The sequence below is a fragment of the Pseudobacillus sp. 179-B 2D1 NHS genome (assembly GCF_045370945.1).
In the GTDB taxonomy this organism is placed as follows: Bacteria; Bacillota; Bacilli; order Bacillales; family Domibacillaceae; genus Pseudobacillus.
In genome coordinates this window covers 296473-310983 of the sequence record NZ_JBIQDP010000002.1, presented here as the reverse complement: position 1 = coordinate 310983, position 14511 = coordinate 296473, and the positions used below count along the sequence as shown (strand labels likewise).

Genomic DNA, 14511 nt, shown 5'->3' with positions numbered 1-14511 from the left:
GTTAGATTGGTTGAATTAACTAATATTAAAAAGAGCTTTAAAAAGAATGTTGTTTTAAGAGGGATCGATCTACAAGTGAATAAAGGGGATGTATTAGTTATTGTCGGGCCGAGCGGATCGGGGAAAACAACTCTTCTCCGTTGCATTAATTACTTAGAAAGGCCAGATGAAGGGACCATCTCTGTCGATGGGTTTTCAATTGAAGGAAAAAACGCTTCAAGAAAAGACATTTTGACGTTGAGACGCAAAACAGCCATGGTTTTCCAGCACTATAATTTATTCAAAAATAAAACTGTTCTGGAAAATGTAATGGAGGGGTTAATTGTCGCAAAGAAAATGAAAGCCACAGAAGCCCGCGATCTCAGTGTTAGTTTGCTTCAGAAGGTAGGTCTGAGTGAGAAGATAAATGATTATCCGGCCCAGCTTTCCGGCGGACAACAGCAGCGGGTCGGCATTGCCAGGGCACTTGCCTTAAACCCTTCTGTTATCTTGTTTGACGAGCCGACATCTGCTCTTGATCCTGAGATGGTCGGTGAAGTGCTCTCTATTATGAAAAAAATCGCCAGTGAGGGAATGACGATGGTCATCGTCACTCACGAAATTGATTTTGCCAGAGAAGTAGCTGATCGTGTTGTTTTTATGGCTGACGGGGTGATTGTCGAGCAAGGAACGCCTGATGAAGTATTAACCCATCCAACGCATGAGCGAACAAAGCAATTTTTGAAAAGGCTTGTCAGAGAGCCAGAATATGAAATTTAATAGGGGGAATACATAGAGATGAAGCGCATTTGGTTGACATTTTTTTTAGCAGCCGTTTCCGTTTTTGTGATTGCTGGCTGCTCCAACAGTGAAAGTGGAAAAACGAAAGATGGAAAACAAATTATTAAAGTGGCATTAAGTGATGAGGTCAATCCGCCGTTTTTATATACGGATGAATCGAATAATCCGATCGGCTACGATATGGATTATTTAAAAGAAATAGAAAAAAAGCTGCCACAATATAAGTTTGAATACACCTTTGGTGAAGAAGAGTCGAATTTAGTCGGCGTTGATACAGGGAAGTTTGACTTTGCGATTAATTGGTTTTTTAAAAATCCGGAAAGAGAACAAAAATTCCTTTATCCGCAGCATGAGTACGGCTACTCTCTTACCACGCTAATTACAAAGAAAGATAGAAAAGACATTAAGACAATGGATGATATGGTCGGTAAAAAACTCGCGCCTATGTCTCCAAGCGGCGGACTGCGCTCGATCTTAAACGGTTATAACAAGAGCCATCCAGAACGCCAGGTGACAATTGAAAGCATCGATCATCCTTCAAATGCGGATAACCTAAAGCGTGTAGCAGCTGGAAAAGCAGATGCAGTGTTTCTTAATAAAACTACATTTGATGCGGTTCAGGAAGATCTGAATTTGGATTTAAAGGTGGCAGGAGTTGTTTCTAAAGAGCCGATTTATGTTGTGTTTGATTCAGAAAATAAAGAATTGGCTAAGGAAATGGATAAAGCGACAGAGGAACTGATTAAGGACGGCACCCTTCCTAAGCTTGCCGAGAAGTGGTTCGATATCGATATTTTTAAGGATCTTGAGTACATTAACGAAAAAGGCTTTGAATATAAAAAATAATCATTTCCGGAATGAGCGATTGCCGCTTACTCCGGAAAATTATATTTGTGAATTTTATCTTATTAATTTAATGATCTGTTTAGGTGGAGAGAAAGATGAGTACAAGCTTGCAAGATTGGATTGATTTATTTACTAAAGTGCTGGACAAGCTTCCCTTAACGTTATTTATGATGGGAGTTTCATTGATTTTTGCTTTAATTTTAGGCGTACTGATAGCCATTATCCGCATACAAAAGCAGCCCGTTCTCTATCAAATCGCCACTTTTTACTTATCATTTACCCGATGCACGCCGCTTTTGGTTCAGTTGTTTCTTATTTACTTCGGGCTTCCGCAATTGCTGCTAGTATTTAATATTGATATTAACAGCTGGGATCGTCTAATCTTTGTGATTCTTGCTTTTTCACTTCATACGGCTGCCTATTTATCAGAAGTGATCCGTTCAGCTTACTTAGCTGTCGGTGAAGCACAGTTAGAAGCAGCTTATAGTGTGGGGATGAGCTACTCGCAAGCTTTAAGAAGAATTATTCTGCCGCAGGCGTTTGTGATCGCTTTACCGAACCTAGGCAACAACATAATTGAGTTATTAAAAGATACGTCACTTGCCTTCACAATTGGCATCATTGATATCATGGGGCAGGTGCGCATCATTTTGGGGAACAATCACGGGATGGGAATGTTTGAAGTATATATCGTCATTTCTCTCGTTTACTGGGGAGCTTGTATTGTCATCGAAATGATTATCAGCTTCGCCGAAAAAATGTTTAAAAAAGGACATGTCGGTTTATCAAAGTAATATTTTTCTAAGGAAAGTGATGAGTTGTGGCTATTATTGACTTTAAATTTGCTTTAGAGCAAGTGCCCGCTGTATTAAAAGGAGTACCGTGGACATTGACGATAGCCATCGTTGCCATGGCATTAGGGCTGCTGTTCGGTTTAGGAATCGCTCTTTTGAGAATATACAAAGTACCTGTGTTAAATCAGCTATCTATTCTTTATATTTCATTTATAAGAGGAACTCCATTAATCGTTCAGCTGTATGTCTTTTTTTATGGTGTTCCGGTGCTGCTCGATTATTTGAATCCTCGTTTTGGCTGGGAATTGAACGCGGATAATATTTCCCCGCTCATTTATGCATTGATTGCTTACACAATCAATACGACAGCCTACCAGGCCGAGATTTTCCGGGCGTCCATTAATGCAACAAGCGCTGGACAAATGGAAGCTGCCTATTCGGTTGGAATGACGACAGCCCAGGGGTTATATCGGATCATTCTTCCTCAGGCATTTCTAGTCGCTTTGCCAAACATGGGCAACCTGTTTATTAATTTGATTAAAGCAACTTCTTTAGCCTTTGCAGTAAAAGTCATGGAGATTTTGGCGATTTCGAGGATCATTGCCAATGATGGCTATCGCTTTTTGGAGATGTACTTGGTAGCATCTATCATTTATTGGACAATTTGTTTAGTATGTGAAATTGCTTTTTCAAGACTTGAAAGAAAAATGAGTCGCTTTGAAGCGAGAGCAGATTTGAAAGCCGCCACTTTATAAGTGTATACGAGACAGCAATTGTTTGCCTTTTTCAGAAAGGCGGGCAATTGCTGTCTTTTTTGTTTATTGCTTATAAAAGAGGGTACTTTTAAAAAAAGTATGGGCAAAAAACAGAATGTTTGTTCTGTTTTGACTTATTTATTTGCTTGACCATTCGTCAGCAATAAAGGGACATTCGCAGCAAAATCATAAAAAAGAGGGGGTTCTTTCTGTGGGGAATTATGTAAATATTATGCTTAATGATCAGAATGTAAGCATACCAGGAGAAATGACCATTATGGAAGCGCTTAAGAAGCAATCGGTCGATATACCGAGTGTTTGCTATCACCCTTCCCTTGGGCCTATTGAAACTTGTGATACATGTATTGTGCAAGTAAATGGAGAATTTGTCCGGTCGTGTTCTACTTTTATTCACGATGGAGATGTGATCAATACGGCTTCTGAAGAGGTAAAGAAGGCACAAGACCTCGCAATGGATCGTATTTTATATAATCATGAGCTGTACTGCACGGTGTGTGATTATAATAATGGCCGCTGCGAAGTACATAACACGGTAAAACAAATGAAAATTGAACATCAGAGCGAGCCATTTACGCCAAAGCCCTATGAAGTAGATAACTCAAATCCTTTTTATCGCTATGATCCGGACCAGTGTATTTTATGCGGGCGCTGTGTAGAGGCCTGTCAGGATGTCCAGGTAACAGAAACGCTATCGATTGACTGGAGCCTCAAACGTCCGCGCGTTATTTGGGATCACGGTGTTGATATTAACGAGTCATCCTGCGTATCGTGCGGGCATTGTTCAACGGTGTGCCCTTGCAACGCCATGATGGAAAAAGGAATGGTTGGCGAGGCAGGTTATTTAACAGGCCTTGCGAAAGATACGCTCCGCCCAATGATTGAACTAACGAAAAATATAGAGACGAGCTATAGCTGGATCATGCCGGTTTCTGATATGGAATCAGCTATGAGAGAGGCCCGCGTGAAAAAAACTAAAACAGTTTGTACGTATTGTGGGGTCGGCTGCAGTTTCGATGTCTGGACAAAAGGGCGGGAAATTTTGAAAGTTGAGCCACAGGTAGAAGCACCGGCCAATGGGATTTCTACCTGTGTGAAAGGGAAGTTCGGCTGGGATTTTGTAAACAGTAAAGAGCGTCTTACGAAGCCGCTTATTCGAGAAGGTGATACATTCCGTGAAGCAGATTGGGAAGAGGCGCTTCATTTAATAAAGAGAAAATTTACAGAAATAAAAGAAATGCACGGACCGGATTCTTTTGCTTTTATCAGTTCATCTAAGTGTACGAACGAGGAATCTTATTTAATGCAAAAGCTTGCCCGTGGTGTTATTGGAACCAATAATATCGACAACTGTTCACGCTATTGTCAAACACCGGCAACGATGGGGCTTTTCCGAACGGTTGGCTACGGCGGGGATTCAGGAACAATCAAGGACATTGAGAGAGCTGGTCTGGTTCTAATTGTTGGGTCAAATACGGCTGAATCGCATCCGGTACTTGCAACAAGAGTGAAGCGGTCGCACAAGTTAAAAGGGCAGAAGTTAATTGTATCTGACTTGCGTGAGCATGAAATGGCGGAGCGCTCTGATCTATTTATTCAACCAAAAGCAGGAACGGACCTTGTTTGGATTTCAGCGGTTACGAAATATATCATTGACAAGGGATGGGCAGACAAAGAGTTTATCAAAAAACGTGTAGATGGTTGGGAGGAATATATTAAAAGCCTCAATCCATACACAATGGAATATGCTGAAAAAATTACCGGTGTTCCAAAGAAACAGATCATCAAGATTGCTGAAACCGTTCATGAAGCCTCCTCCACCTGTATCCTCTGGGCCATGGGTGTCACTCAGCATCTTGGCGGAAGCGATACGAGCACAGCTATCTCGAATTTATTGCTTGTAACCGGTAACTATGGAAAGCCAGGAGCAGGAAGCTATCCTTTACGTGGACACAACAATGTACAAGGAGCGAGCGATTTCGGCAGCATGCCAGAAAGATTCCCAGGCTATGAGAAGGTAGAGGATGATGCAGTTCGCGCTAAATATGAGAAAGGGTGGGGCGTAAACCTATCGGCAAAGCCAGGCTTGAACAATCATGAAATGGTAGAAGGGATTCATAACGGAAACGTCAAAGTCATGTATATAAAAGGCGAAGAGATGGCGATGGTTGATTCTAACATAAACCACGTGCATGCAGCGTTTGAGAAACTAGATTTCTTCGTTGTTCAAGATATCTTTCTTTCCAAGACGGCTCAATTTGCGGATGTTGTACTCCCTGCCGCTCCTTCTTTTGAAAAGGAAGGTACATTTACAAATACAGAGCGCCGCATCCAGCGGTTGTATCAAATATTTGAACCACTTGGTGAGTCAAAACCGGATTGGCAGATTATTATGGAAATTGCTAACTGTCTCGGCGCTGGCTGGGAGTATAATCACCCAAGTGAAATTATGGCAGAAGCTGCAAGCTTAATGCCACTTTACGCAGGAGTGACCTATGAACGACTAGAGGGATACAATACGCTGCAATGGCCGGTAGCAGCTGACGGAACAGACACTCCGCTCCTTTTTGAAAAGGAGTTCCCGTTCCCGAATGGAAAAGCGAAACTCTTCCCTGTACAGTGGACTAAGCCGATAGAATATGAAGAGGAATATGATATTCAAGTAAATAATGGTCGACTCCTTGAACATTTCCATGAGGGAAATTTAACGTACAAATCAAGAGGGATTTCATCCAAAACTCCAAGTGTCTTCCTGGAAGTGTCACCAGAGTTGGCCAAAGAGCGAGGACTTGAGAATGGAACAGTTGTCCGTTTAACATCACCGTACGGAAGTGTGAAGGTGCCTTGCCATGTGACCGACCGAGTAAAAGGAAAAGAAGTGTACCTGCCAATGAATGATTCAGGGGAAGGCGCCATTAACTACTTAACGAGCAGTCGGGCCGATAAAGATACGGACACACCAGCCTATAAAGAAGTAAAAGCTAAAATGGAGATTATCCAACAAACAGGCGAAGATCCACTTCCGCGTATCAATCACCGACGAGGCAATCCAAACCCGCAGATTGGTGTAGAAGTAGAGAAAAAATGGGCACGTCCTGATTATATCTTTCCTGGCGATCTCGTAAAGAAAGGGGTGCTAAAGCGTGGCTAAAGCAATTACTCAGATCCGACGCATGGAGCTAAGTGAAGAAGAGCAGCGGCAGCGAGATTTACAGGAAATAGAAGCGATGCTGATTGAGCATAAAGAGGCGGTTCAGGCCTTTATGAATGTATTGGATAAAGTCTATAAAAGCGGCGGCATGGATTTAGCGGTTGGCCTATTTGATCAAGGGGACAGAGTGCTTGATGTGCTCGTCAAGGCAATGGATAATCCGGGAGCGGCAAAAACGCTAAAAAACGGGCTGCTTTTAATCGGTACGCTCGGTCAGTTAAACGTTGAGAAGCTTGGCCCTATCATTGAAAGACTGAATAGCGGTTTGGATGAGGTAGCGGAATGGAGTGAGGGAGACCGCTCTCTCGCTCAGCTTTTTAAACAGACAAATTGGAAAGAGTCGCTGCTCTTTTTGATTTCTTTTTTAAAAGGAGCAATGGAAACGGAGAAAACACAAAAGCAAAAAAAAGGACGCAGTAGATGGTTGGCGACTGCTGGCTTATCTCTAGCGGGATTTCTAATCTTAAAGAAAAAAGGATGGTTAAATTAAAGAAGGGCAAGCCGGTACTCCGCTTAGCGAGTGTACCGGTTTGTCTCGTTTTTTGCTCATAAAATAAAAGCGCTTTAAATACAATTGGGAAGAAAGGGGGAATAGGGGAATGGAAAAAGTAAAAAATCGGTGGTTGATCGCCGCTGCAGCAGTCGGTATTCACATTTCAATCGGATCGGTTTATTCTTGGAGTGTCTTTACGAATCCGCTGAATAAAGAACATGGATGGGGACTAACAGAGATTTCACTCACATTCAGTATCGCTATTTTCTTTCTAGGGTTATCAGCCGCCTTTATGGGCCATTTTGTCGAAAAATATGGACCTCGAGCTTCTGGGTTAATTGCAACAGCTTTTTTTGTTATGGGCATGATTGGAGGCGGATTTGCCAATAGCATTGGATCACTTTATTTACTTTATTTTTTTTATGGGATAATGGGCGGCATTGGGCTTGGAATTGGTTATATTACACCGGTATCCTCTCTTGTTAAATGGTTTCCGGATCGCCGTGGGCTTGCAACCGGACTTGCCATTATGGGCTTTGGCTTTGCTTCGTTAATTGCAAGCCCCATCATTGACCAGCTTATTAACGCGGTTGGCATCAGCAATACTTTTTACCTCTTAGGGACGGTTTATTTTCTTCTTATGATTTCATCTTCTCTGTATTTGTCTCCTCCTCCAGCGGGATGGCTCCCGAAAGGAATGGAAAATGTACAGAATGAGAGCAGATGGAAAACCGCCGATTTGTCCGAGTTAACAGCCAATGAAGCAGTAAAGACCATGCGATTTTGGGCGCTTTGGTCTATGCTATTTATTAATGTAACATGCGGAATTGCCGTTATTTCTGTTGCTTCACCGATGGCGCAGGAAATTGCTGGTTTATCGGCTGCTGCAGCTGCCACTATGGTTGGGATTATGGGATTGTTTAATGGCTTTGGCCGGATTGGGTGGGCGACTGTATCTGATTATATTGGCCGTCCGAACGTCTATACAACATTTTTCGCTATCCAACTGATTTCCTTTCTGCTTCTTCCAAATGTAACAAATCCTCTCTTATTCCAGTTAATGATCTTTATTATTTTATCCTGTTACGGTGGTGGCTTTGCCTCTATTCCAGCTTATATTGGAGATCTATTCGGCACAAAGCAGCTCGGTGCCATTCACGGTTATATATTAACCGCATGGGCAGCGGCCGGTCTCGTTGGTCCGGTAGTTGTTTCGAATATCCGTGAAGTGACCGATAGTTATTCATTGACTTTATATATTTTTACCGCTGCTTTTGCTGCAGCACTTCTGATTTCTTTATTAATCCGTATAAATATTCGAAAGGTACGGAAGGAAAATCAAGTGTTAGGAACAACACTAAAAGCATGATGTATACTCATTAAAAATGATAGCTAAAATAGCTATCATTTTTAATGAGTAAAGAAAGTGGGACGTACATCCATAAACAATTAACCATAATTTTTGCTCAAGTATACCTCCTCACTTATATTTTATCTGTAGTCAATTTAGCGGTTATATATTTCAAAAAAGGTCCAATCAATTTAGAAAAGGTGATCATTATGAGACGGCTTGAAAACAAAGTAGCGATTATAACTGGAAGTGCAGCCGGTATCGGCAAGGAGATTGCTTTCATGACGAACGTTGATGAGTCCGGCATGAAAGTAGCCACACGTGGTGTGAATTTAATGCCGAAAGCTGGAATAACAGAGGATATCGCTAATATTGCTTTATTTCTGGCCTCTAATGAATCCGCTTATATTAACGGAGTAGCGATCGCTGCAGATGCTGGCTGGAGCGCCTATTAAAAAATTTCTTGTAAATGAACATGAAAGGCTGGCATGAAACTGTACAAAGGATTTACAATAAATAGCAGGGAGGTGATGGTATGGCGATCGAGAGCAAATTGCCAAAGTTTGCAGCGTCTCATGCAAAGCCTGGGTTTAGAAAGGGCGATACTTTGCATGGGGTGATTCTTTAAAATCATCGCCTGAGTGAGTTGCCGTATTTCTATCTTCCTTTGGCTTTGCACCTTATTTTATTTCTAAAAAAGAATAAGGAGCTGGCAAAAGTGAAATATGTAAAAGCAACTGCTATTTTACCAGAACAATTAATCATTGAAATTCAAAAATATGTGCAAGGGGAAACCATTTACATTCCAAAACCTAAAACGGCGTATCAAAAATGGGGATCCCGTTCTGGAGGAAGGAAGTTTATTGACGATCGAAATGCTGCTATTCGGCGAGCATTTCAAAATGGAGAGATGATTGAACGATTGGCAGATGAGTATTGTCTTTCCGTTGAAACCATTAAGAAAATCGTCTACTCTAAATAATGCACTTCAGGAAAGCACTGACTATCTTTTAGATAAATCAGTGCTTTTTTATGGCAAATTTGTTTCCTAGTCATTCTTTGCCTTTCAAAAAAAAGATGAATCGTTTAACGTAGAAAGAAGAATGAACAGGAGTGAAGAACATGGAAGCTTTCATAAGAAATGACCAATATAATTTAATTAAAAGACAGGCTAAAAACCTTGTTAATGGCCATGCGGCTGCTCAACATGAGGGAGTATTAAAGGCATTAAAGGCGATGGCTGAAGAAAATATAGCTGAGGCATTTACCGATCTCACTGAGGAACAGCGACAGCTGCTCAGTCCTATTACAGGGGTGGAAAACAAAGAGCAGGCAGAGAAGTTCTTAGCGGGGATCAAGCCTTATGTGATTCCTTTTAAGAAAATCACAGAACAGAGCTTAAAAAAATTGTTTCCTAAAGCAAAGAAGCTGAAGTTGCCGGACATGGAAAACATAGATCTAAGGGAAATTTCCTACCTTGGATGGTACGATAAAGGATCAAACAAAAAATATTTAGTAGCCTATCATAATGAAAAACTTACGGGGGTGCAAGGTACCTTTACTCCTGCCAATCAAAAAGGCATTTGTGCATTGTGCAACGGCTATGAAGAGACCGGTATGTTTATTGCTGAAGTAAAGAGAGCAGAAAAAGGAACATTCACAAAAAGGGGCAACTATATTTGCCGGGATAGCGAAAAGTGTAATCAAAACTTAACGACGCTCGATAAACTGCAAGAATTTATTGATCGGCTGAATCATCAATAATAATCAAAAGGAAGACAAAGGTTTGCAACTATCCATCCGTTGGCCATCATCTAAGGCATGCTAAGATCTAGCATGCCTTTTGTTTTTGATTCAAGAAGCTTTTAGGTAAAATGATCTATTTTGTTATATTTCTGGTCCATTCGTATGATAAATCAGGTATCAGTTGTTATTCATTAGGCTGTTTTTTATAATTATACTAAATAATGTAAAGTATAATTAATAGTGGAAAAGCTGTTGGAAAGAGGGAAACATATATGGCAACGATTGGCATTGACTTGGGGACTTCTAATAGTCTCGCTGCTTACTGGTCTGACAATGGCCCGGTAATCATTCCAAATGTACTTGGAGAACACCTTACTCCATCCATCGTTAGTGTGGATGATAACGGTGAAATACTAGTTGGACAAATTGCTAAGGAGCGTCTGATTTCGCACCCGGATTTGACTGCTTCTATTTTTAAAAGATACATGGGTAGCGAGAAAGCTTATTCATTAGGCTCTTACACGTTCTCTCCAGAGGAGCTCTCGTCCTTTATTTTAAAGTCTCTAAAAAGTGATGCTGAGGCATTTCTTGGCGAGCCGGTGACTGAAGCCGTTATTAGTGTGCCAGCTTATTTTAACGACAGGCAGCGTAAGTCTACGAAAAAAGCTGCGGAACTTGCCGGTCTAAAAGTAGACCGGTTAATTAGTGAACCAACTGCTGCGGCTCTCGCTTATGGTCTTCATTTAGAAGAGACAGATACAAAGTTTCTTATATTTGACTTAGGAGGCGGCACCTTTGACATATCTATTTTAGAGCTTTTTGAAGGCATCATGGAGGTTAAATCGATCGCGGGAGATAACTTTCTTGGAGGAGAAGATTTTACAAGTTTACTATTCTCCTATTTTATCGAAATGACAAAACTAGACCTGAATGCATTAGATGCAAATGCTCGCTCCGTTTTATTTAAACAAGCGGAGTTGTGTAAACGTGCGCTCGGCCAGGGGCATACAGGAAGAATGAACTATACATATAACGGCAAGGAGTACGAAATTGCAGTCAGCCGCAGTGAATTTGAAAAGCTGGCTGCTCCGTTAATTTTAAGACTCCGGCAGCCCGTTGAGCGTGCGTTGAGAGACGCTTCCCTTCACATAGATGAAATTGATGCGGTGATTCTTATTGGTGGTGCAACAAGAATGCCTATTATTAAGACGATTGTCAGTAAGATGTTCGGACGGCTTCCTTTCTCCACTATTCATCCGGACGAAGCAGTTGGAATGGGAGCAGCCGTGCAAGTGGCTCTTAAAGAAAGAAATGAAGCATTGCAAGAGTTGATCTTAACAGATGTTTGTCCGTACACATTGGGAACGAGTATATCTAAAAGGATCAGTCATCAGCAAATAGAGGATGGTCACTTCAAACCTATTATTGAGCGTAATACTCCAATACCGGTCAGCAAGGTAGAACGATTTTACACCATGCATGATTTACAAACAGAAATTCTTGTGGATGTTTATCAGGGAGAGAGCCGCCGTGTAGAAAATAACTTAAAGCTTGATGAACTAAAAGTAAAGGTTCCTGCCGCTGCCGCTGGTGATCAAGCAATAGATATTCGGTACACGTATGATCTGAACGGTTTACTAGAAGTCGAAGTCACGATCATCAGTACGGGTGAAAAAAAGACGATGCTGATTGAGCAGAATCCTGGACATCTGACCGAAGCAGAGATCGAAGCGAGAATGGAAGAGCTAAAATCGATTAAAATTCATCCTCGCGAGAGAACCGAAAATAGGCTGCTGTTGGCTAAAGGCGAAAGGTTGTATGAAGAAGCATTAGGAGATAAGCGAGAGAAAATTGCCTTCTTATTAGAAAGATTCGAACAGGTGCTTGCTTCACAAAATGAAATAGACATAAAAAAAGCGGCGCAAGTTTTCAAGGCCGAATTAGCTTCCTTTGAAAGGTGGACTGATTATTGATGACAGCATGGGACATGCTAGGGATTGAACCGACGGATGACCTGACTGTCATTAAAAAGGCCTATGCTAAAAAGTTGAAAGTGCATCATCCCGAAGAGGATCCAACAGGATACCAAAAGTTAAGAGAAGCCTATGATTGGGCGGTGAAGCATCAGAAACAAATAGCATTCAGTCCCCAAGGAACAGCAGTGCAGGAAGACGAGAGATGGCTAGGGAATGAAGAACATGAATGGGAGGACAGCTACGAAGAAGAGAAGGTGTATGTACAGACTCCCCCATGGATCGATTGGAGAGATTCGCAAACTCATTTTCGTAGAAATGAAGAATTAGTAGAGAGTTTTCTTGAAAAGGCTGAAGAGTTATATGAAAATTTCTCTGACCGTATAAGTGTAGATAAATGGACAGAACTATTAAATTCTGATGTCATTTGGAACCTGGAGCTTAAAGAAGAAGTGAGTGACCGTTTGCTAGATTTTTTACACGAGCACCCCTACTTGCCAAATAATATTTGGCAGCTTATTGATAATAGCTTCCAATGGAGTCACGAAATAACAGAAGACGAAGAAGATTTTCAAGAAAGAACCTCTAGTTGGTTTACTTCTTATTATAAAAAACAGCTAGCCGATTTTTATCCAAAGCTTTCTTACACATGTTTGCTTCAAGCCGGTGAGATGAATTACGATGCGTATCTTTCCTACAGGGAATTGGCTGTGGAAGAGTTCATGGAAAATAAGCTAAAAAAAGCAGAGGAATGGTTTGATAAGGCTTATGCGATTTTTTCGGATGATCCTGAACTTCTCCGCTTACAGGGAAGTCTATTTTCTCGGACGGGCCGTATGAAGGAGGCCATAGAGGCACTTGCCCGGGCGGTGAAGATCAGCCCTGATGATATAGACGCACAGGTGATGCTTGCTTACGTTCTTTATGAATCAAAGCATTTGCAAGAAGCCGCTGCACAATGCGAAAAAATTCTTTCTTTCCTGCCAGATCATCTTGACACACTTAGTATCTACGGCAAAAGTTTGTACGAACAGGGAAAGCTGAACGAATCAAGAGATATATTTAAACGAATAAAGAAAAAGGAAGCTTATGACAGCGAAGCGATCTCTTATTTAGCAAGCATTCATGCCTTCATGGCAAAAGAGAACAAAAGAGAACAAAAGAGGAGGCAGCGCCCTTCTGCAAGGGAACTGAGCAAAGAACTGAATAAACCTAGTTTGCTCAAAAACATCTCCTTCCTTTTCCTCTACCTTCCTAAAATTAAAATTCTGTTTCTTCTTGGCCTGCTGGTCTATAGTTGGCTAGAACTTGAAAATGCTGTATACATAAATCCTTTATTATTTACCTTGGTGTTTTTTTTCTCTCTTTTTACAGACAGTATCGACTTAAGTTTTCTTGATTTTCGAGCCTATGCATGGTTTGCGTTTTTTATCTGGACAACATGGCGAGTTGTAAGAGAATTATGGAAGTCCTGGCGGGCCGCCCGTTATTGAGAGGAGAAGGGGAAAGATGGTATTGCGTATTTCAAGACAACAAAGAAGGACTCATCGTTACTTGTATGCACTGACGGCTGTATGTTTCAGTGGAAAGTTTGCTTACTATTACGCGATTAATCAAAGGTATGGGTTCAAAAAGAGGGAAATGAGAAAAACGTTGGAACAATGGGATGTCAGCGACCATGAAAGCATGAGGAGAGTGCTTGACTGGCTAATAGATGCTGGGAGAAAAGAGGAGTTTAGCCAGCTTCAAAATCAATTGACCATTTTTTCGGAGGACAATCGCCAGCCGGGTATCCATTCACTGCCCGATGACGGAGAGTTGAAGAAACAAGCAGATTTTACTAATAAATATTTTAGAAGAGTGTCACCTCAAAATATAGCTGCCTTTGATTATGCCTTTTGTATTGTGTTAAGCAGATTTGGCTGGAAAGTGGGTTATCTAGATTCAGAAGAAGCTTACGACTATATGTTGAAAGCTGCACGTCTCGCTCAATCTTCGTATTCAAGCTGGCTTGAATACATTACGGCTTATACGATTGGTGTACAATTTGTGGACAGTGCTCAATTAAAGAATCCACAGTATATTATGGTACAGGAGCCTGCGATCATAAAATTGCTCTCCTCTCGGCATAGTCCCTTTCAAAAGGTTAAGTGGGATACGAAAATTTGAATAATAAATAAAGAAAGGCTGCCCCAAAACAAGGTGTTGGGCAGCCTTCTATTTATTCTGTAATGAACACAGTGAAATAACTTCCCAAGAATCATGACAGAAAGAGAGTAAAAGTAACCAAAAGTGACAAAAAATATGAAGAAATGAATTATTTATGCATGAATTCATAAAAAACACTCAAAAAATGAAAGCGCTATTTTGTCTATTATTAAAAACTTTTAGAAGCAGCTGCTGTTGAACAACGCCTTCTTTACTGATGATTTAAGAAATGAGGGGGAGGAATAGAAGCGAAAAAGAAACAAAAATTAACTAAATTTTGTCTTTTTTGTGAATTCAGGCATAAAAATTGCAAATATTAAAAAAGCATTTTTATGT

At 41.0% G+C, this 14511-nt stretch carries 13 protein-coding genes; all 13 read left to right on the top strand.

From position 1 onward, the window contains the following. Positions 1 to 6: 6 nt before the first annotated feature. Positions 7 to 759, top strand: a complete 753-nt coding sequence (locus ACH0BF_RS03810; RefSeq protein WP_406908864.1) for an amino acid ABC transporter ATP-binding protein — start codon at positions 7 to 9, stop codon at positions 757 to 759. 18 nt (positions 760 to 777) lie between these two features. Continuing rightward, positions 778 to 1626, top strand: a complete 849-nt coding sequence (locus ACH0BF_RS03805) for a transporter substrate-binding domain-containing protein (protein ID WP_406908863.1) — start codon at positions 778 to 780, stop codon at positions 1624 to 1626. Between the two features lie 95 nt (positions 1627 to 1721). Next, complete coding sequence (locus tag ACH0BF_RS03800) at positions 1722 to 2420, top strand: amino acid ABC transporter permease (RefSeq protein ID WP_120036578.1); 699 nt, start codon at positions 1722 to 1724, stop codon at positions 2418 to 2420. A gap of 26 nt (positions 2421 to 2446) precedes the next feature. Then, complete coding sequence (locus tag ACH0BF_RS03795; protein ID WP_340855359.1) at positions 2447 to 3175, top strand: amino acid ABC transporter permease; 729 nt, start codon at positions 2447 to 2449, stop codon at positions 3173 to 3175. Positions 3176 to 3407: 232 nt separating this feature from the next. After that, the gene (fdhF, locus tag ACH0BF_RS03790) at positions 3408 to 6344 is read left to right on the top strand and encodes a formate dehydrogenase subunit alpha (RefSeq protein ID WP_406908882.1); all 2937 of its coding nucleotides are present in this window, start codon (positions 3408 to 3410) and stop codon (positions 6342 to 6344) included. After that, a complete protein-coding gene (locus tag ACH0BF_RS03785; protein WP_340855357.1) occupies positions 6337 to 6894 on the top strand; it encodes a helical membrane plugin domain-containing protein in 558 nt (185 codons plus the stop codon). The genes fdhF and ACH0BF_RS03785 overlap by 8 nt, the downstream gene beginning before the upstream one ends. A gap of 109 nt (positions 6895 to 7003) precedes the next feature. Beyond that, positions 7004 to 8266, top strand: a complete 1263-nt coding sequence (locus ACH0BF_RS03780; RefSeq protein ID WP_120036581.1) for an L-lactate MFS transporter — start codon at positions 7004 to 7006, stop codon at positions 8264 to 8266. Between the two features lie 191 nt (positions 8267 to 8457). After that, positions 8458 to 8703, top strand: coding sequence for an SDR family oxidoreductase (locus ACH0BF_RS03775; RefSeq protein WP_406908860.1), 246 nt, complete (start codon positions 8458 to 8460; stop codon positions 8701 to 8703). Between the two features lie 263 nt (positions 8704 to 8966). Further along, entirely contained in the window at positions 8967 to 9230 is a 264-nt protein-coding gene (locus ACH0BF_RS03770; RefSeq protein ID WP_120036582.1) for a CD3324 family protein, read from the top strand. Between the two features lie 140 nt (positions 9231 to 9370). Beyond that, positions 9371 to 10012: a FusB/FusC family EF-G-binding protein gene (locus ACH0BF_RS03765; RefSeq protein WP_120036583.1), complete on the top strand. Its 642-nt coding sequence runs from the start codon at positions 9371 to 9373 to the stop codon at positions 10010 to 10012. Positions 10013 to 10266: 254 nt separating this feature from the next. Then, the gene (locus ACH0BF_RS03760) at positions 10267 to 11967 is read left to right on the top strand and encodes a molecular chaperone HscC (protein ID WP_340855348.1); all 1701 of its coding nucleotides are present in this window, start codon (positions 10267 to 10269) and stop codon (positions 11965 to 11967) included. Further along, on the top strand, positions 11967 to 13460 hold the full coding sequence (locus tag ACH0BF_RS03755) for a tetratricopeptide repeat protein (protein WP_120036585.1): 1494 nt from the start codon (positions 11967 to 11969) through the stop codon (positions 13458 to 13460). The genes ACH0BF_RS03760 and ACH0BF_RS03755 overlap by 1 nt, the downstream gene beginning before the upstream one ends. A gap of 16 nt (positions 13461 to 13476) precedes the next feature. Further along, positions 13477 to 14136: a DUF1266 domain-containing protein gene (locus tag ACH0BF_RS03750; RefSeq protein ID WP_340855344.1), complete on the top strand. Its 660-nt coding sequence runs from the start codon at positions 13477 to 13479 to the stop codon at positions 14134 to 14136. The last annotated feature ends 375 nt before the right edge of the window (positions 14137 to 14511 follow it).